Genomic DNA, 17,873 nt, shown 5'->3' with positions numbered 1-17,873 from the left:
GTAGGTTATGGTAGAAAACAAATATAAATTTTATAAATATAATATGATAATGGTAGTAAATATAAAATCTTTAATATTTTATTAAAGATTTTTTCACCTATTGAATTAGTTTTAAGATTAAGGAAATTAATATTAATTTTAAGTGGAAATAATAATTCTACACCTTGGTGAGTAAATAAATCTAGAAATATATGTGATGCATACCCAAACCAAAAGCCATAGCATAATATTTCTATTACCACATTCCAGTTGCTTATGTAAATAAAAAAAATATAAACTATATATAATACTATTAAACACAGTAAACTATGAGTAAAACCTCTGTGTTTAAATTTTTTACCTAAGGATTTTGAAATTAATGGATATCTTTTACTTATATAAGAACTTTTAAGATCTATATCAGGAAAGAGTGCTCCAATATTTACTGCACGAAAATATAAAATTATCAATAATAACTGATAAATTAATAAGTAATTGTTTAAGTTCTTTAGGACCATTGGGTAAATAGTTATAACTCCAATTAAAAATCCACCAGATTCATGTGTTTGTTTTGTCATTTTTTCACCTGTCATCTTTTGTTTTACTACTAATTATTAAAGCTATAATATCTGCTCAGTAGTTAAATACATTATATATTAATTATAGGGTTACGTACATATGTTTTTGTGATATGTATGATAAAATTTTGATAATGGAACTATATTAATCAAGTAAGTGAAATTTAAAAAAGATATTTCCTTTACTGTTCTACAAGGAGTAAAGCTGTACAATGATTAATTGGTTTAGTTTAAGAAAAAAATAGTGAAGTATGTTAATAAGGTATACTATAATAATTACAATGAAGTTAAAATATGGTATAATTATTTTAATATGTAATTGGGGGGAGCGTTATGAAAAACATTCAACTAGAAGATTTTACAAAATATAACTTTTTATCATCTCTAAACTTTTCACCAAAGGGAGATACTGCTTGCTTTGTAGTGTCTAATTGTAATTTAGAGGATAACACATATGATTCTAATTTATGGCTTTATGATTTAACTTTGAATAAGTATCATCAATTGACTGCTTTTAATAAAGAAAGAAGTTATATATGGCTCCAAGATAATGAGACTATATTATTTCAAGGAGTAAGAGATAGTAAGGATAAAAAGAAACTTGAAGATGGTGATGAATTTACTCAATTCTACAAGTTAAATATCCGTGGTGGAGAAGCTGTTAAGGCTTTTAAAATCCCTATGTTAGTTGAAACTATAGTTGAGGTGGATGAAGATACATTCCTATTCACAGGGATTCATAAAGTTGGGAGAAAAAGTTTAATTGGACTTTCTGACGCTGAAAAAGTTGAGGAATTAAAGTCTAGAAAAGAAGAGAAGGACTATGAAGTTTTAGATGAGATTCCATTTTGGAGCAATGGTGGTGGATTCACTAATAAAAAGAGAAGTGGATTATATAAATATGTAGTAAGTACAGAGGAGATAAACTTAATAACTGATGAGTATACTTCGGTTATGTCATTAGAATTAAGTGAAGATAAAAGTAAGGTAGTATTTGTTGCAAGCTCCTATAAAGATAAGGCAGCAATTAATGATGAGCTATATATTTATAATATTAAATTAGATGAGCTTTCTTTAATTAACGGAGAAGAAAAATTTTCTTATAGCTATGTAAATTTCATGGATGAAGAGAAATTAATAGTACTTGGAAGTGATATGCAAGAATATGGAATTAATGAAGATGGTAGATTCTACCTAATAGATATAAATACTAAGATTAAAACCTTATTAACTCCAGATTTTGATAAAAGTACATGGAACTCTGTAGGTTCAGATTGTAGATATGGAGGAGGAAAATCTATTGTAAGAGATAGTAAATACTTATATTTTATAACTACAGAAATAGATAGTTCTTATATAAATAGAATCAATATAGATGGAAATATAGAAAAAATATGTTTTAATAAAGGGTCTGTAGATTGTTTTGATGTTAAGAATGGTAGTATATTATTTATAGGCCTTAGAAATCAAAAATTACAAGAAATATATTCTTTAAAAGATGGTAGCGAGTGTGAAATTTCAAAATTTAATCAGTGGATTCATGATGAATTAAAAATCTCGAAACCAGAAAGAGTTGAGGTTGAAACAGAACCAGGTGTTGTAATAGAAGGATGGGTATTAAAACCTGTAGACTTTGAAGAAAATAAAAAATATCCTGCTATTTTAGATATTCATGGTGGACCTAAAACTGTATATGGTGAAGTTTTTTATCATGAGATGCAACTTTGGGCTAATATGGGGTACTTTGTATTCTTTTGTAACCCAAGGGGTAGTGACGGTCATGGGAGAGCTTATGCAGACATTAGAGGGAAATATGGAACTATTGATTACCATGATATAATGACTTTTACAGATATAGTTTTAGAGAAGTATAAAAATATTGATGTAAACAATGTAGGGGTAACTGGTGGATCTTATGGAGGATTTATGACTAACTGGATAATTGGTCATACTGATAGATTTAAAGCTGCAGCATCTCAAAGAAGTATATCTAACTGGATTTCTAAGTTTTGCACTACAGATATAGGGTTCTATTTTGTAGATGATCAAAATGGTGGGACTCCATGGAGTAATGTGGATAAGTTATGGTATCATTCACCGCTTAAATATGCAGATAAAGTTAAGACACCAACTTTATTTATACATTCAGAAGAAGACTATAGATGTTGGTTAGCTGAAGGTATACAGATGTTCACAGCTTTAAAATATCATGGAGTTGAAGCTAGACTTTGCATGTTTAGAGGAGAAAACCATGAGCTTAGCAGAAGTGGAAAACCAAAGCATAGAATAAGAAGAATTACAGAAATAACAAATTGGTTTGAAGAACATCTAAAATAATTGTATGAATTATAAATGAAAAAATTCAGAATAGGAGGAGTAATATGGCTATGACTTTTAAACTTATATCCTTGATTTTAATAATAATCTATGGTGGATTATCTATGTTTGCTTGTGCTATGGCCATCAAAGAAAGTAGAGAAAGTATTTTCCCTAATTTATTGATGATTACAGGAAGCGTAGCTATTTTACTTGCTTCTATTACACAGTTTAAAAGTGGAAGTAATATGTTATATATACTTTTGTTAGGATTGATATCAATACATGTAGCTGCAATAATTCATGGATATAAATTATTTAATAAGCTGAATTTAAAACATCATATACTAAGGGGATGTATTTCTTTGATAATTTTAATATGCTATTATGTAGGTTATTTTTCTTAGTATTTTAGTAAGATACTAAAAACATAGGATGAAAAATATATAAAAATATGGTTTAATATACTTATGAAAGAATATGAAAGGGGTAACTTAAGATGGCAGTAAAGAAGATAGTTCAATATGGAGATGAACATTTAAAAAGGGTTAGTGATACTGTAGTTGAGATAAATGAAGAAATAAGAGATTTAATTCAAGATTTAAAGGATACATTATCAACGGTTGAAGGTATTGGACTTGCAGCTCCACAAATTGCTGTAAATAAAAGAGTTATATTAATTGACTTAACGCCTGATAATTCTTCGCCTTTAATACTGATTAATCCTAAAGCTATTAAAGTATCTAAAGAAACAGCTAGAGATTATGAGGGATGTCTTAGCTATGTGGGATATGAAGGATTGGTTGAAAGACCTACAAAAATGATAGTTGAAGCATTAAATGAAAATGGTAAACTTATAAAGTATGAAGTAGAAGATTTTATGGCAAGAGTTTTTTGTCATGAGATGGATCATTTAGAAGGAATTCTTTATATGGAAAAAGCTGATGAAATGTATGAATTAGTGGAAGGTAAAGAATAAAAGTTATTTATTGGTAATGTGAAAATAGATGGAACTGTTAAATGGTTATTTATAAATATAACCTTTTAACAGTTCTTGTTTATTTTGTGAATTTAAAGTTATTATAAATAACTTTAAATAGGCTATTTAAAAACTTTCATATAGATTTATACTAAAATTTAGATTATTATATAATAAAGGTAAAATTTAAGCTTTATTATATAATAAGTGAAAGTATATAATATAAAGAAATACATAAACAAATATTAATTTATAAATTTAGTGAATTAAAGAAATCTTGCATATAGAGACTTAGAAATGCAAAAATTAAGTAAATGTAGTAGAAATATAATAAATAAAAATAAAGGAGTACTATACTATGAATAAACAAGAAATTATAGAGATTTTAGAGGATAATGCTTTAGAAAATATTACAGAAGTAAAAAAGCATGATCACTGCTTCATAATTAAATTTTCTTACGAATTTGACGAGTTAGAAATTGAAGGAGCTAGAGAATTTGCCAATGAAGATTGTGAGGAAAAAAGAGAAGGAGAACAATGGTATGAAGAGTATTTTCTACCTTATTTAAATGATACTGCAATAGATAATATTAATGACATAGTAGATGAAATTTCAGAGGAGTATGATTTAGATTATGAAATGTTGTCTTATGAGCTTTCTGAAGAGGATTATGATTCAATGAATTTTTTAGTTGCATTTTATAGAGAAGTTTTACCTGTAGATATTGATGAATTAATTATGGAGTTATAATTAATTATGAAAAAAATAATTATAATAAATGGTTCTCCCAATAAAGAAGGTCACACAAATAAAATAATAGATTCAATTTTGGAAGGTATTAATCCCAACGTGGAAATAAAGCATATTAATTGTTATGATATGAATATTAATCCATGTATTGATTGTAAATATTGTAGTAAAGTATTAGGGGAGTGCTCAATTAAAGATTCTATGACGGATATTTATAAACATATACAAGAATGTGATATAATAATTTTAGCATCTCCTATGTATTTTGGTATGTTTCCATCACCATTAAAATCATTGATAGATAGGTGTCAAGTGCTTTGGAGTAAAAAGTTTATTTTTAAACAAAATACAAAAGAACGAAAACAGGGTATATTTATATTTAATGGGGGCAGTTCCTGGAATAATATGTTTAACCATATGGAAACTATAGGTAAATATTTTTTTAATACCCTTAACTGTGATATTTTATTTAAACTATATATAGACAATACAGACATAAATTATAATTATATTAATAAACATTATGATGATATTTTAAAATGTCAAAACATGATAAATGTGGAAGTAAATTAGGCTAATTTCTTATGTTTTTTATCATTATTAGAATTATTACTCATCTTTTGATATTCTACGATATATTCATCTAAATGTTGAGAGCATATTACAACAATATTATCAGTAGGTCTCTTAAATCTAAGCAGTACATGTAGTAGTAGTTTAAAAGATTTAATTTTTTGATTTAGGAATTTAAATTTTAATAACATACCATCACATCCTTAAACTTTATATTTTTATTTTAACAGAGATATAGCATAATGTTAATGATTATTAATAGTCAAATTCATATTAAGTTTTACAAAAATCACCATAAAAGCGATAAATATATCATAAAAAACTTATAAGTAAATATATGAAGATGACTTAAAGCCATTTCTCGGATATCGAAGTAAATATAATAATACACTTTGCGACATGTAACAAATATAAATTTAAAATAATTAAAAAAATACCTATAAATAATGCTATAATTCACATTATAGTAATTATTTGGGGGGAGTTATTATATAATCGTATAATAGACTATTAGGAGGAAAAATGAATAAAGAATATATAAATATTGATAATATGAAAATAGAAGAAGTTATTGAGGAAATAAATTTTTTATATAAAAAGAGCCAAGAATCTGGTTTAACAGAAGCTGAAAAAAATAGACAGCAAGTTTTGAGAAGAAGGTATATAGATAATGTTAAAAGAAATTTTAAGGCTCAAATTAGTGGATATAAACCTGTAGACCCAAAACATAATAATTAGTAAAATAGAATTTAAGTAATCAATAATTATAAATGCAAGATATGAGGTAGGGGAGGCGTAAGATGGGAGTACAAGTTTTAGATTTAGTTAACAACTATAATTTAGAGGTTTTGGTAGAAGGAGATTTAGAATCTAATATTGTGGTAAGTGAGATAAATAGGCCTGGATTACAATTTGCTGGTTTCTATGATTATTTTGATAATAAGAGAATTCAAGTTGTAGGTAAAACTGAGTGGAGTTATCTAAAGTGTCTTGATCCAGAAGTAAGGATACGTAGAATAAAAAAATACTTTTCTTTCCCAATACCTGGAGTAATAATTACAAGTGGATTAAAAGTACATGATGAATTTTTAGAAGAAGCAAGAAATAAAAATGTTACGGTTCTCAGAAGTATTGATAAGACTACAAAATTCATTAATAGGGTTAGTAATTTTTTAGACTCAGAGTTAGCTCCAGAAACTAGGCTTCATGGTGTTTTAGTAGATGTGTATGGAATTGGCATATTGATTATAGGAGAAAGTGGAATAGGAAAAAGTGAAGCAGCATTGGAGCTTATTAAAAGAGGTCATAGGCTTGGAGCTGATGATGCAGTAGATATTAAAGAAATAGATGGAAAGTTATATGGTTCTTGTCCTTATATAACTACAGGAATGCTTGAAGTTAGAGGTATGGGGATTATTGATTTATCAGCAATTTATGGTAGTAGCTGTATAGTTTCTCAAAAAAATATCAACTTAGTTATTTCTTTAGTTAACTGGGACGTAAATGATAAATATGAAAGACTTGGAGTAGATAAAGAGTATATGGAGATACTAGGGGTTGAGGTAGAGAAAATAGTATTACCTTTAAAGCCAGGGCGTAACATAGCAGTTATAATCGAAGCTGCAGCAGCTAATTTTAGATATAATGCCACATCAAATTGTACTGCGGTAGAAACAATTGAAAAGAGAATCATGGATAGTCAAAATCCTTAAGAGTTTTAGTGCGAAAAATATAATTTAAAGAATAATTTTATAAAAATTTTAAGTTGTATTAGGCACTTACTTATAAAGTTTACTGTAATAAATTTAAATATAGTATACATTTGAAATTTTCACAAATTTAAATTGTAAATCAATTTGAGTTGAGTTAATATAAAAGTATAATTATATGACTATGATTTTATTGGGAGGGATTTTAGTGGAAGATTTAAAAAAATTAGAAAAGAAATATGAATTGGTCTGGGATAAATACGGAAAGGAAGACCTTGATAAGGCATTCGAATTATCAGATAGATATATAGATTTTATGTCAAAGTGTAAAACTGAAAGAGAATGTGTTACTGAATTCATAGAAATGGCAGAAAAAGACGGATATTTAGATATAAATCAGTGCATAGCTGAAGGAAGAAAGCTTAAAGCTGGAGATAAAGTTTATGCTAATTGCATGGGAAAAACTCTTGCATTATTCTTAATAGGAACAGAACCTATAGAAAAAGGTTTTAAAATATTAGGAGCACATGTTGACTCACCAAGACTTGATCTAAAGCAAAATCCATTATATGAAGATTCAGATTTTGCAATGCTTAAAACTCATTACTATGGAGGAATTAAAAAATATCAGTGGGTTACTATACCTCTAGCAATTCATGGTGTTGTGATTAAAAAAGATGGAAGTGTAGTAAACATAGTTATAGGTGAAGATGATAGGGAGCCAGTAGTAGGAATATCAGATTTATTAGTTCACTTATCTGCAGATCAAATGGCTAAGACATTAGCTAAAGGAATCGAAGGCGAAAGTTTAAATGTATGTGTTGGATCTATACCAGTAGAAGATAAAGAAGCTAAAAATAGAGTTAAACTTAACATATTAAGACTTCTTAATGAAAAATACGGAATTACAGAGGAAGACTTTGTATCAGCAGAGCTAGAGGTTGTTCCAGCAGGAAGAGCTAGAAGTTATGGTTTAGATAGTTCAATGGTTATGGCCTATGGTCATGACGATAGAATATGTGCATATACTTCTTTTGAAGCAATGATGAAAATTAAGAGTACAGATAAAACTTGTATCACATTACTTGTAGATAAAGAAGAGGTTGGAAGTCAAGGTGCAACAGGAATGCAGTCAAGATTCTTTGAAAACACTGTAGCAGAACTTGTAAACCTTGTTGAAGATTATAGTGAACTTAAAGTTAGAAGAGCACTTGCAAATTCTAAAATGCTTTCTTCAGACGTAAGTGCAGCTTTTGATCCAAATTATCCATCAGTAAGTGAAAAGCAAAATAACGCATTCTTCGGTAAGGGTGTGGTATTCAATAAATATACTGGAGCAAGAGGAAAAGGTGGATGTAATGATGCAAATCCAGAATTTATTGCTCAGTTAAGAAGAGTAATGGATAAACATAATGTTTATTGGCAAACATCAGAACTTGGAAAAGTTGACCAAGGTGGCGGTGGTACTATAGCATACATTCTTGCTGAATATGGAATGGAAGTTATAGATTCAGGTGTAGCTCTACACAATATGCACGCGCCATGGGAAATTGCAAGTAAAGCAGACATATATGAAACTTGCAGAGCTTATGAGGCATTTTTATTAGATATCTAATTTAAATATTTATATAAACAGAGTTCTTTGCTTCAGAGGGAGTTTTTACACTCCCTCTGAAGGTTACTAGCAGAATTCTTAGTATCAGTATTTTCGATACTTAGAATTCGTTGTCCTTTAGGGGAAATCGTTATCCAGGGACGTACCAGCTCTTTACACCTACTTTGAAGAAGAGGGTAGTATTAGAGCTGGTAGTCATAGGATAAGATATAAAAGGTAGAAGAAATATTCTTCTGCCTTTTATATTTTCTTTTATTGCTAACTATTCTTCTGTAAAGTATTTACAAATACCATATAAGTTATAGGAAATTGGCACTTCAGTAATGTTTAAGTAATCAACTTCATATTTACCATCCCAATCATAGATAGATATATATTTTTCGTTAAATATAGTTATGCCATATTTTTTATTTGGGAATTCAATATATACTTTATATTTATAAGATTCAGGTAAATCATTAGGTTTTTTTATGAAATAGCTTTCATCTAAGGAATTTAAAAAACTAACAATATCTTTAGATTCTGTAGAAGGAAAATCAAATTCTTTAAAAAATTCTTTATAAAATACAGAAATACGCGTTGGCTCTGATTTATTAAGATTTGTTACTAGTTCTTGAGTATAATAATCAAGATATGTTTTTTCTTTATTTAGTGATGACTTTACCCTTGTACAGCCAGTGGTTATTGTTATAATAATAATAAATAAAATTAAAAATTTCTTTTTCAAAATATCAACCCCTCTATTCCTTATAAATTATGAAAGTTAAGGTGTAATTATTACTACTAATAAGAAAAAATACTAGGTATAATATGTATAAATAAAAATGCAATATTTGTATTATAAATATTTACCATTTAATTATAAAAATTATGTTTATATTAATAATAGTATAAAAGGAGGAAGGTTATGATAATTATAGATAGGTTTGAAGAAGAGTACGCTGTATGTGAAAAGGAAGATATGGAAATGGTAAATATACCAATTATATATTTACCAAAGGGCGTTAAAGAGGGAGATTGTATGGATTTAGTTAATGATAAATATATTATTAATAATAAAGAGACGGAAAAACTTAAGAAAGAAATTGAAAAACTTACAGATAATATGTGGATATAATAGTGTTAATTTAATCAAAAAGATATGTTAAGCATATCTTTTTTTATGGAAAACAATATACTTTATACATATATACACTAAGAAAATAAAATTATAGAATATATTTTAGCACTTGGAATTTGAGCCTTAGTTAGAATTGACAATTATACTATTCGGCTATACAATTGAGTTGTTAAAACTTTATCAAATTGATATTGTTAAATAGTTTACATTATTTATTTTATGATAGGGGATAGATTTTCCATGGGTATACTGAAATTTAAAAAAGCTAATTGTAAGAACTGTTATAAATGCATTAGAAATTGTCCTGTTAAAGCTATAGAGGTAAAAAATCATCAAGCTCAGATTATTGAAAGAGATTGTATTTTATGTGGTAATTGTATGGTTGTTTGCCCTCAGAATGCCAAAGAAGTTCGTAATGATGTATTAACTATAAAGAATTTGATCAGGGATGGGAAACAGGTTATTGCTAGTATAGCGCCTTCTTATATTTCAAATTACAACGTTACTCAGTTTTCACAATTTGCTAATGTGCTAAGAAAGCTTGGATTTAGTAATGCTTTTGAAACGGCAGAAGGAGCATACATAGTCAAAAGTGAATATGAAAATTTGATTAAAAATCATTGGAAAAATATAATTATATCTTCATGTTGTCCTACGGTTGTTAAATTAGTTCAGAAGCATTATCCAGAAGCGGTAAAGTATTTAGCACCTGTAATTTCACCAGTGCAAGCTCATAGTAAGTTATTGAAAAGTAATATAAAGGATGCTATTGTTGTGTTTATTGGTCCATGCATATCTAAAAAAGAAGAATGTGGAAGTGGAGAAGAATACAATGATATAACCATTACTTTTGAAGAACTAGATATTTGGATAAATGAAGAAGGATTAAAATTTGAAGATAATATAAACATAGATAAAAACACTTATGTTTCAAGATTATTCCCCATAACTGGAGGAATTTTGAATACAATGAATAAAAGTTCTGAGTATAGATATATTGCTATTGATGGTCTAGATAATTGCATAGAAACCCTAAAAGAAATAATTAATAATAATCTAGATAATTGTTTTATTGAAATGAGTGCGTGTAGTGGTAGTTGTATAAATGGACCAGCATCATCTCATAACAAAGCCCTACGGATATCTTCAATGAATAAGGTAGAAAGTATAGCATTGAATGAATGTAATCCTACTGATTTTGATTTGAAATATAGTATTGATACAAGTAGAAGAATTACAGATGAACAAGTAGTTGTTCAATCTCCTAGTGATAGGGAGACTAGCAGTATATTAAGAAAAATGGGGAAAAACAGTATTGAGGATGAATTGAACTGTGGAACTTGTGGGTATTCAACTTGTAGAGAAAAAGCAATAGCAGTAATTTTAGGAAAAGCAGAAATAAGTATGTGTTTACCCTATATGAAGGAAAAAGCAGAATCTTTTTCAGATAAGATTATAAGTGTTACACCTAATGCTATTCTTACTGTAGATACTAATTTAAAAGTTCAACAGATTAATAAATCAGCTTGTGATATATTTGAAATTCAAAATTCCGGAGATATTATTGGTTTTTCAGTATCTAGAATTTTGGATGAATTTGATTTTATAAAGGTAATTAGCAAAGAAGAGAATGTAGCGAATGAAAATGTTTACTTACCTGAATACGGTAAGTTTGTTAAACAGAATTTTATATATGATAAAAATAGCGGAATTGTTATTTGTATAATGAAGGATATAACTAAACTAAAACTAAAAAGAGAGAAATTAATTAAAGAAAAGACACATAGAGCAGAGATAACTGATAAAATTGTTGAAAAGCATATGTGTATTGTACATGAGATTGCATCATTACTTGGAGAAACAGCCGCTGAAACTCAAGTAGCACTTACAGACCTTAAAGAAGCAATACTTATGGAGGAAGAGGATTATGACTAATTTGTTTTTGGAAAGCGGATTTGCAAGCTTTAACAAACATGGTGAATCTATCTCTGGAGATTTTTATACTACACTAAAAGGTAAAGATAAGACCACATTTGTATTGTCTGATGGGTTGGGAAGTGGTATTAAGGCTAATATACTAGCAACTTTAACATCAAAGATATTAGGCACCATGATGGCTAGTAATATGTCTATAGAGGAAAGCGTATATACAATAGCTAAAAGCTTACCAATTTGCAAAGTTAGAAATATGGCATATTCAACTTTTACTATACTTCAAATTTATCAACGAGGTGATGCATATTTAGCACAATTTGATAATCCGTCGGTAATTTTAATTAGAGAAGGGAAAAACGTTGTATATGATTCAATGTGCAAAGTTATATATGAAAAAGAAATATATGAAAGCAATATTAAGCTTTATATAGGAGATATGATAATACTTTTAACTGATGGAGTTACAAGTGCTGGTCTTGGAAGAACTACAAAAAATGGGTGGAGAAGAGAAAGTGTTATAGAATACGTTCAGAGATGGTACACTCCAGAAATGTCACCACAAAGGATGGCAGCAACCATAGCAAATGCATCTATGGATTTATATTTAAATTCCCCAGATGATGACATAACCGTTGCTGTGTTTAAAATTTGTGAGAGAAAAGTAGTAAATCTTATGATAGGTCCACCAGAGCATAAAGAAGATGATAATAAGGTATTAAAACTTTTTTTTTCAAGAAAAGGTAAGAAGATAATTTGTGGAGGAACTACGGCTAAGATAGTAAGTAGATATTTAAATAAACCTATTGTAATAAACAATAATACATGCAATGAGGAAACACCATCAACTGCGTGTATTGAAGGAGTAGATTTAGTTACAGAAGGAGTTATAACTTTGGAAAAAGTTTTAAATATTGCTAAACAATATAGTGTTACATCAAATATATCCTTAGATTTAAGAAATAAAATAGACGGAGCTTCCATGATAGCAAAAATTTTATTTGAAGAATCAACTGATATAAATTTTTTTATAGGGAATGCAATAAATCCTGTTCATGATGATTCCAATAGTCATATTAGTTATACTATAAAATTAGGAATAATAAGAGAATTAGAAAAGATACTTAGTAATATGGGTAAAAATGTTAAAGTGAGTATGTGTTAAAAAAGAGTTTAAAAGAAGAAAAGTTACAAAACCCTAATCATAGTATATTTTATGATTAGGGTTTTACCAGTATAGTTAAATCATATTTTGAAACATTTGAAGTATATTTAATAATCCATAGCCCCATTGAGGATTAGGATATATATCGCCAAGACGTTGTACAGCGCCTCTTGCAATATAGGTTTTTATACTTTGAGAATACATGTAGGGATCATTAAGTCTAGTAAATCCCCATTCAAATAACATGGCACAAGCACCAGCAACAACAGCAGCAGCTACACAGGTACCATTAACTGTTGCAATTTCGTTGTTAGGAGCTACGGCTATAGCATTTACACCACCAGCTGCTATATCAACATAATTGAATTTAAGGTCGTTAAAACCTGCGCCGGAGTAGTTTAGAAGATAATTATTATTTTGATTATAAGCTGCAACAGAGATTACATAAGGGGAATTGCTTGGATTAGTAGATGTTCCAAAGGGATCAGCATGGCTAAAGTGAGTACCACCAACAGTTAAGCCTTCTTCCGGAATCCAAGCATTAAAGTTACCTTTTAATACAGTATTTGTAATCAATCTAAGTTTCCATATGCCTGATTGTATGTCATAAAATCTAATTCGAATTAATTCATGACCGGTAATATCTTCAGGTAAATAGTAATTAACCTTAACCGAAGTCTTTTCGAATATATAATCATAATATTCTGTACTATTAATTACGGCCCCAATAACACCAGTGCTTTCACCAGAGGGAGATATAATTTCTACTGACATGATGTTAGGTGAATCTACCCAAATATCCATCCATAAACTATTTTGCTCTGGAGATACATCAACTTCTACTATATGAAGTTCTCCAGGTTCAGATAATATTCCAGAAGCATGGCATCCTTTATCTCTTTGATTCCCAGTTGGAACAACAACTACAAGTCCACTATTTTGGCTTAAAGACTCTATATACTGCTCTAAGATTCCAGTTCCATAATGGTTACCTAAATTTGTACCAAGAGGAAAGAGGATGACCATTGGTTTAGATGAAGTTAAAGAATATCTATATAAAAATTCTAGGGCTGCAAAAATAGTAGTTATATTATAAAGGGGAACTTTAACATTAAATTGTGATTTATAGGAAAAATCTTCGATTAGTTTTACAATTACAAAATCGCAATTTGGGACTACACCCTTTAACTGAGGATTTTTACCAGTGGCTCCAATTATCCCAGCCATATTTGTACCATGACCAATTTCATCTATGGTTGGTACTATATCATAGGGGGATTTGCCTTCTCTAGCTGCTTGTATAGCAGATTGAATATCATCTTTTTCATATACAGTACCGTATGGAATAAAGTAATCTAAAGTTTTGCCATTAGAAGGTATTGTTTGATCCCAAATACATTCTATTCTAGTTTCTCCATTATCCCTCATAAATTCTTCGCTTAAGTAATCTATACCTGTATCAAGAATTGCTATATTTACACCACTGCCATTTAAAGTTAAAGGTAGGTCTAGCTGTAAGAAACCTACTTGAGAGGCCTCTGTAGGGGTAATCTGTTGAAGGGTATACATTTCAACTGGTTTTACATATACAATGGATGGATATTCAGGGTCACCAACAGATATTTCTACGTTTTTAGGCAGAGATATGATTGCATATCTGTCATTAATTATAGTTAAATAGTGACTCGGCTCTTGAGTGATATCTTGTTGAATATTTCCTTGATACTGAACAATATAATGATCGTAATTTATATCATAAAAAATGTTATCAGGAACATCTAAATGTCGCTTCATATAAAATCACCTACAATACATTTTGGAATTCTTATAAACACATTATTAGTAGTATATACAATATAATCATCATTTTTATTACATTCATCGCAAGTGTTTGTTCTGTTAAGAGATATATCTGTAGAATAGGATCTACTTATAAAGTTAAAAACACCTAATAGGTCTAAATATCCATATCCTAATTCCTGATTAGGAAAACGGTAATAACTGCTCCTAGCAGCACCATGCATTAGATAACTTCTAATTTTTTGAGAATACATAGTTTGATCATTGCCATTAATAATTCCCCATTCTAATAATATTGCACAGGCTCCTGCAACTATAGCAGTTGCAGCAGAACTACCAGACATGGTGGTAGTGCCACCAGTAACTTTGGTTGTTAAAATATTTGTGCCTAAAGTAGCTATATCAGGATTGATTAGGTTGTTGGTATTAAAACCTCTTCCAGAAGTGGAAATTAAAGCATTATCTTCACCGTAATAAGAAACAGTAACAACATTAACAGCTGTGGATGGTTCAGTTAGTGTATTTAATGGGTTAGGTTGAAGAAATTCGGTACCGCCAGGTAAAGTATTATGGGGTTGTAGCCAAATATCATATCGACCATCAATTAAATATTCTCCTATTAGTCTAAAAGTCCATATGCCAGGTTTTATGTCATAAAATTCTACATGGATAACTTCATGGCCAGTAAAATGTTCAGGATTAAAATATAGAACTCTTGATCTAGTGTTTAAGAATACGAATTTAGTATTCTGTTCATTAACATCCTTGGATTTTAATAGGCTAGAGCTTTCACCAGTAGGAGATACTATGACCAAAGAAGCTCTGTTTGGCTTTTTAACCCATATGTTAAATGTGAAAAATTTCATTTCTTTTGTTATTCTAAGCTCTAGGGATGATGGGTCAGTTTTGTTTTTGATATAACCAGTAGCATGGGTTTGAGCAGCTCCTTCATTTCCAACGCCTGAGACTAAACATATTCCTCTAATAGTACCTATAGAGGATACATATCTGGAAATCAAGCTAGTTCCATCGTGGCTACTTTCTGTAGAACCTAAGCCTAAATATATTACCATGGGTCTTTTAAGTTCAATAGCAACATTTTTTAAATATTCGATTCCAGATACGATTTCACTGGCATTATATACTGGGGTATACTCTACACCATTTTCTAATAAGGCTTTTCTAAAATTAGTAGATTCAAAGAGCTTTACAATTACAAAGTCACTGTCATTGGCTATACCTCTTACATCAGAGTTATTACCTCTGGCACCTATAATCCCTGCAACCTGTGTGCCATGCCCAATAGTATCTTTAGATGGCACAATGGTATAAGGATCTTCATTGTTTCTATAAGCTTTAATTGCTGCATTAATTTGTTCATTAGAATAAGTAGTACCCATATAGGTGCTAGAACTATTGTTTGAGATAGTTTGATCCCATAGGCTAACTATTCTTGAGGTATCATCTTCTCTAATAAATTCATTATTAAGATAATCTATACCAGTATCTACAATACCTATTAGAACTCCTCTGCCAGTTAAATTCAAATAAGGATTTATTAATATGGAATTTATATTACCCACAGAAGGAGGGGAAGTAGATTTTGAAGTTTCACCTAATACAAACATTTTTCTAAAGTCGAAAAAAATAATTTGGGGAACTTCTTTTAACAATCTATTCATTTCTAAATGGGACACTGCTACTACAGCTAGATTATCTGTAATTACATCACCACAAGCATAGGGTATTTTATCTATCTGTTCTTTAAACTCATCTTTATTTTTATATTGAACAAGAAAGTTAGATACACTTTCATCGTAATATAAACTACAATCTCTTGAATTAATCATAGATACTCCTGATAATAATACTTTATAATATTATTATATTTCAGTTTAAATATTTCATGATATTATTTGCTAAAATAAGTTTATAATATAAAAAAACCTCTTGATTAATCAAGAGGTTTTTTACTGGTGCCGGTGACCGGGGTCGAACCGGTACGGTGTTGCCACCACGGGATTTTGAGTCCCGCACGTCTGCCAATTCCATCACACCGGCTAGTACATTTAGTATTTTACCACAATATCCTAAGGATTACAATAGTATTTTTATCTTAGATAAGGATAGTGTAGAAGTTAATACTTAAGTATTGAAAAATAGGTACTTGATTAATATAATAAAACTGTAAGTAATTAAATCAGAGGGGAGACATGATAATGAAGAGGATCTTGGAAAATATAATTGAAGATTGTAGAAAATGGACAAGTAAAGGTGAAGTGGCTTCATATATACCAGAACTAGCAAAAGCTAATCCTGAAGCTTTAGGTATTTGGGTTACCAATTTAGGTGGTGAAGAATATTTTGCAGGTGATTGGGATATTAAATTCACAATACAAAGTATGTCTAAAGTAATAACCCTAATGTTAGCAATCTTAGATAATGGTACAGAATACGTTTTCACTAAAGTGGGGATGGAGCCTACAGATTCAGGGTTTAATTCCATAACTAACTTGGAAACTCACGAACAAAAACAACCATTAAATCCTATGATAAACGCAGGAGCTATTGCAACAGTGTCTTTAATTAATGGAGAAACAGCTGATGAAAAAATAAATAGAATACTTAATTTTACTAGAAAAATAACTGGAAATGATGAGATAGGTATAAATTACAATGTGTATGAGAGTGAAAAGAAAACAGGAAATAGAAACAGAGCATTAGCTTATTACATGAAGGGTAATGGTATAATAGAAGGGGATGTAGAGGAAATTTTAGATGTCTACTTTAAAGCTTGTTCTATGGAGATAACTTGTAAAGATATAGCTAGGATAGGAGCTATGCTTGCCAATGATGGAGTTCTTATAAATAATGAAAGAGTTATATCTAGAGAGGCATGCAGAATAGTTAAAACCATAATGGTTACTTGTGGCATGTATGATGCATCTGGTAAGTTTGCTGTACATATAGGAATTCCAGCAAAGAGTGGAGTAGGTGGTGGAATAATGGCTGCAGTACCTAGGAGGATGGGAATTGGAGTTGTAGGTCCTGCTCTTGATGCTCAGGGAAATAGCATAGGTGGAATTAAAATTCTAGAAAAATTATCCCATGAATTAGATTTAAGCATATTTTAGAAGTTGAAAAACAATGTAAGGATAAAAATATATCTATTGCAGAAATGACTTGTGTTGGTTCACTTTTAATTATTGAATTAGCCTTAAATATGATGAAGATATCAAGATTTAAAGTTAAGAATTATTTACCAGCAATTTTTTGATTAGTTATTATTTATTTGTTTATATAAATATTCAGTTGTATTTAGAAATATATTTTTGCATTTAATAAACCTTCTAAGA

At 29.4% G+C, this 17,873-nt stretch carries 18 protein-coding genes and 1 tRNA gene; 13 read left to right on the top strand and 6 right to left on the bottom strand.

Features of this window, described 5'->3' with window-relative positions:
* Positions 1–5: 5 nt before the first annotated feature.
* A complete protein-coding gene (locus B3Z56_RS18045) occupies positions 6–557 on the bottom strand; it encodes a metal-dependent hydrolase (RefSeq protein ID WP_414632290.1) in 552 nt (183 codons plus the stop codon).
* A gap of 333 nt (positions 558–890) precedes the next feature.
* Between B3Z56_RS18045 and B3Z56_RS16505 the strand changes: the two genes are divergently transcribed.
* The 5 genes from B3Z56_RS16505 (at position 891) to B3Z56_RS16485 (ending at position 5,176) form a co-directional block, all read left to right on the top strand.
* Entirely contained in the window at positions 891–2,894 is a 2,004-nt protein-coding gene (locus tag B3Z56_RS16505; RefSeq protein WP_346846518.1) for a S9 family peptidase, read from the top strand.
* A gap of 44 nt (positions 2,895–2,938) precedes the next feature.
* Positions 2,939–3,280 (top strand): hypothetical protein, encoded by a 342-nt coding sequence (locus B3Z56_RS16500; RefSeq protein WP_346876969.1) that lies wholly within the window; start codon positions 2,939–2,941, stop codon positions 3,278–3,280.
* A 92-nt stretch (positions 3,281–3,372) separates the two neighbouring features.
* Entirely contained in the window at positions 3,373–3,852 is a 480-nt protein-coding gene (gene def, locus B3Z56_RS16495) for a peptide deformylase (RefSeq protein ID WP_035133709.1), read from the top strand.
* Positions 3,853–4,210: 358 nt separating this feature from the next.
* Positions 4,211–4,603, top strand: coding sequence for a hypothetical protein (locus B3Z56_RS16490; RefSeq protein ID WP_346846520.1), 393 nt, complete (start codon positions 4,211–4,213; stop codon positions 4,601–4,603).
* Between the two features lie 6 nt (positions 4,604–4,609).
* Positions 4,610–5,176, top strand: a complete 567-nt coding sequence (locus B3Z56_RS16485) for a flavodoxin family protein (protein ID WP_346879207.1) — start codon at positions 4,610–4,612, stop codon at positions 5,174–5,176.
* Here B3Z56_RS16485 and B3Z56_RS16480 read toward each other — a convergent pair.
* Entirely contained in the window at positions 5,173–5,367 is a 195-nt protein-coding gene (locus tag B3Z56_RS16480) for an aspartyl-phosphate phosphatase Spo0E family protein (protein ID WP_035133703.1), read from the bottom strand. The two genes, B3Z56_RS16485 and B3Z56_RS16480, sit on opposite strands and share 4 nt — an antisense overlap.
* 346 nt (positions 5,368–5,713) lie before the next feature.
* Between B3Z56_RS16480 and B3Z56_RS16475 the strand changes: the two genes are divergently transcribed.
* From B3Z56_RS16475 to B3Z56_RS16465, 3 genes are all read left to right on the top strand, one after another.
* Positions 5,714–5,914, top strand: coding sequence for a DUF896 domain-containing protein (locus B3Z56_RS16475; RefSeq protein ID WP_035133744.1), 201 nt, complete (start codon positions 5,714–5,716; stop codon positions 5,912–5,914).
* 62 nt (positions 5,915–5,976) lie between these two features.
* Positions 5,977–6,888: an HPr(Ser) kinase/phosphatase gene (gene hprK / locus B3Z56_RS16470; RefSeq protein WP_035133701.1), complete on the top strand. Its 912-nt coding sequence runs from the start codon at positions 5,977–5,979 to the stop codon at positions 6,886–6,888.
* Between the two features lie 205 nt (positions 6,889–7,093).
* The gene (locus B3Z56_RS16465) at positions 7,094–8,500 is read left to right on the top strand and encodes an aminopeptidase (RefSeq protein WP_414632287.1); all 1,407 of its coding nucleotides are present in this window, start codon (positions 7,094–7,096) and stop codon (positions 8,498–8,500) included.
* Between the two features lie 262 nt (positions 8,501–8,762).
* Here B3Z56_RS16465 and B3Z56_RS16460 read toward each other — a convergent pair whose 3' ends face one another.
* A complete protein-coding gene (locus tag B3Z56_RS16460) occupies positions 8,763–9,227 on the bottom strand; it encodes a DUF4883 family protein (RefSeq protein WP_346846523.1) in 465 nt (154 codons plus the stop codon).
* Positions 9,228–9,407: 180 nt separating this feature from the next.
* On the opposite strand from B3Z56_RS16460, the gene B3Z56_RS16455 reads away from it, so the two are divergent.
* The 3 genes from B3Z56_RS16455 to B3Z56_RS16445 all read left to right on the top strand — a co-directional run bounded on the left by B3Z56_RS16455 (position 9,408) and on the right by B3Z56_RS16445 (position 12,717).
* The gene (locus B3Z56_RS16455) at positions 9,408–9,617 is read left to right on the top strand and encodes a DUF3006 domain-containing protein (RefSeq protein ID WP_346846524.1); all 210 of its coding nucleotides are present in this window, start codon (positions 9,408–9,410) and stop codon (positions 9,615–9,617) included.
* A gap of 243 nt (positions 9,618–9,860) precedes the next feature.
* The gene (locus B3Z56_RS16450; protein ID WP_346879206.1) at positions 9,861–11,555 is read left to right on the top strand and encodes a [Fe-Fe] hydrogenase large subunit C-terminal domain-containing protein; all 1,695 of its coding nucleotides are present in this window, start codon (positions 9,861–9,863) and stop codon (positions 11,553–11,555) included.
* The gene (locus tag B3Z56_RS16445) at positions 11,548–12,717 is read left to right on the top strand and encodes a SpoIIE family protein phosphatase (protein WP_346846526.1); all 1,170 of its coding nucleotides are present in this window, start codon (positions 11,548–11,550) and stop codon (positions 12,715–12,717) included. The genes B3Z56_RS16450 and B3Z56_RS16445 overlap by 8 nt, the downstream gene beginning before the upstream one ends.
* Before the next feature lie 75 nt (positions 12,718–12,792).
* Here the strand turns inward: B3Z56_RS16445 and B3Z56_RS16440 are convergent, their stop codons facing one another.
* From B3Z56_RS16440 to B3Z56_RS16430, 3 genes are all read right to left on the bottom strand, one after another.
* A complete protein-coding gene (locus B3Z56_RS16440) occupies positions 12,793–14,511 on the bottom strand; it encodes a S8 family peptidase (RefSeq protein WP_346846527.1) in 1,719 nt (572 codons plus the stop codon).
* Positions 14,508–16,367: a S8 family peptidase gene (locus tag B3Z56_RS16435; protein WP_346846528.1), complete on the bottom strand. Its 1,860-nt coding sequence runs from the start codon at positions 16,365–16,367 to the stop codon at positions 14,508–14,510. Before B3Z56_RS16435 ends, B3Z56_RS16440 begins: the two co-directional genes overlap by 4 nt.
* Before the next feature lie 124 nt (positions 16,368–16,491).
* Positions 16,492–16,578 (bottom strand) — tRNA-Leu (locus tag B3Z56_RS16430).
* A 158-nt stretch (positions 16,579–16,736) separates the two neighbouring features.
* On the opposite strand from B3Z56_RS16430, the gene glsA reads away from it, so the two are divergent.
* Complete coding sequence (gene glsA / locus B3Z56_RS16425) at positions 16,737–17,651, top strand: glutaminase A (RefSeq protein WP_346846529.1); 915 nt, start codon at positions 16,737–16,739, stop codon at positions 17,649–17,651.
* Positions 17,652–17,695: 44 nt separating this feature from the next.
* On the top strand, positions 17,696–17,794 hold the full coding sequence (locus B3Z56_RS16420; RefSeq protein ID WP_346846530.1) for a DUF554 family protein: 99 nt from the start codon (positions 17,696–17,698) through the stop codon (positions 17,792–17,794).
* Positions 17,795–17,873 lie beyond the last annotated feature (79 nt).

This window comes from Clostridium sp. UBA7791 (assembly GCF_002480755.1).
Taxonomy (GTDB): Bacteria; Bacillota; Clostridia; order Clostridiales; family Clostridiaceae; genus Clostridium_J; species Clostridium_J sulfidigenes.
Note: the sequence above shows the minus strand (reverse complement) of the source record. Positions and strands in the feature narration are given on the sequence as shown.

Excerpts from the sequence above, each read along its gene's own strand:
- def (WP_035133709.1), top strand. The coding sequence starts at position 3,373 with ATGGCAGTAAAGAAGATAGTTCAATATGGAGATGAACATTTAAAAAGG.
- glsA (WP_346846529.1), top strand. The coding sequence starts at position 16,737 with ATGAAGAGGATCTTGGAAAATATAATTGAAGATTGTAGAAAATGGACA.
- B3Z56_RS16420 (WP_346846530.1), top strand. The coding sequence starts at position 17,696 with ATGACTTGTGTTGGTTCACTTTTAATTATTGAATTAGCCTTAAATATG.
- B3Z56_RS16500 (WP_346876969.1), top strand. The coding sequence starts at position 2,939 with ATGGCTATGACTTTTAAACTTATATCCTTGATTTTAATAATAATCTAT.
- B3Z56_RS16485 (WP_346879207.1), top strand. The coding sequence starts at position 4,610 with ATGAAAAAAATAATTATAATAAATGGTTCTCCCAATAAAGAAGGTCAC.
- B3Z56_RS16505 (WP_346846518.1), top strand. The coding sequence starts at position 891 with ATGAAAAACATTCAACTAGAAGATTTTACAAAATATAACTTTTTATCA.
- B3Z56_RS16490 (WP_346846520.1), top strand. The coding sequence starts at position 4,211 with ATGAATAAACAAGAAATTATAGAGATTTTAGAGGATAATGCTTTAGAA.
- B3Z56_RS16440 (WP_346846527.1), bottom strand. The coding sequence starts at position 14,511 with ATGAAGCGACATTTAGATGTTCCTGATAACATTTTTTATGATATAAAT.
- B3Z56_RS16445 (WP_346846526.1), top strand. The coding sequence starts at position 11,548 with ATGACTAATTTGTTTTTGGAAAGCGGATTTGCAAGCTTTAACAAACAT.
- B3Z56_RS16450 (WP_346879206.1), top strand. The coding sequence starts at position 9,861 with ATGGGTATACTGAAATTTAAAAAAGCTAATTGTAAGAACTGTTATAAA.
- B3Z56_RS16435 (WP_346846528.1), bottom strand. The coding sequence starts at position 16,367 with ATGATTAATTCAAGAGATTGTAGTTTATATTACGATGAAAGTGTATCT.
- B3Z56_RS18045 (WP_414632290.1), bottom strand. The coding sequence starts at position 557 with ATGACAAAACAAACACATGAATCTGGTGGATTTTTAATTGGAGTTATA.
- hprK (WP_035133701.1), top strand. The coding sequence starts at position 5,977 with ATGGGAGTACAAGTTTTAGATTTAGTTAACAACTATAATTTAGAGGTT.
- B3Z56_RS16455 (WP_346846524.1), top strand. The coding sequence starts at position 9,408 with ATGATAATTATAGATAGGTTTGAAGAAGAGTACGCTGTATGTGAAAAG.
- B3Z56_RS16480 (WP_035133703.1), bottom strand. The coding sequence starts at position 5,367 with ATGTTATTAAAATTTAAATTCCTAAATCAAAAAATTAAATCTTTTAAA.